The organism is Pseudomonas sp. MF06569 (assembly GCF_059862735.1).
Genome location: NZ_JCBCUZ010000081.1, coordinates 1 through 790 on the forward strand (window position 1 = coordinate 1; position 790 = coordinate 790).

The window sequence follows — 790 nt, forward strand, 5'->3', positions numbered from 1 at the left end:
TTTGCCGTTTATCGTCATCATCACTGTCGTCGCAAAAGCCGGTGGTAATTCGGTTAGATCAAGCCGTTTGTTCCACGTTGTAGCTACCGCCTCGGGCTAACACAGCCCAGACGATTCTTGCCATTTTGTTGGCTAGCGCACAGGCGACCTTGTTCGGCGGCTTGCGAGCCAAAAGCTTTCTTACCCAGGCTCCGAGCGCATCGTTTCGCTTGTCGATTCGGATCATCAGTGCGTGAGCGCCTTGCACCAGTAGGCTGCGCAGATACTTGTCGCCGCGTTTGCTGATGCCGAGCAAGCTCGTCTTGCCACCGGTTGAATACTGTCGAGGCACCAACCCGAGTGAGGCGGCAAAGTCGCGCGAGCTTTTGTAAGTCGAAGCGTCGCCGACATCGGCCAGCAGCGCGCTAGCGGTGAGAGGGCCGATGCCGGGGATGCTCAACAAGCGCATGCCGGCTGCGTCCTCGGACAGTTGCTGTTTGATCTCGACATCGATGGTTTTGATATCTCGAGTCAGGCGTTGAATATCGAGCAGCATTCGCTCAACCGCATTGCGCAGTCGAATCGGCAGTTCGTGGTTTTCCATTAACGCCGGTACCTGCTCCAGAGCCGCATATCCAACGGGGAAAATGATGCCGAACTCCAACAGAAAGCCGTGCACCTGGTTGATGATTCCCGTGCGATTATCCACCCAAGACTTGCGCAGCTTGTGCTCGGTCGACAGGATCTGCTGTTCAAGGGTCTTTACCGGAACCGAGTGGGTTCTGGGTCGCGACGCTGCTTCGCAGATGGC

At 56.6% G+C, this 790-nt stretch carries 1 protein-coding gene; it reads right to left on the reverse strand.

Going from position 1 to position 790, the window contains the following annotated elements; genetic code table 11:
- Positions 1-58 precede the first annotated feature (58 nt).
- The coding region (locus tag AC19YQ_RS24960) for an IS110 family RNA-guided transposase (protein WP_500596186.1) at positions 59-790 on the reverse strand (732 nt) is incomplete at its 5' end.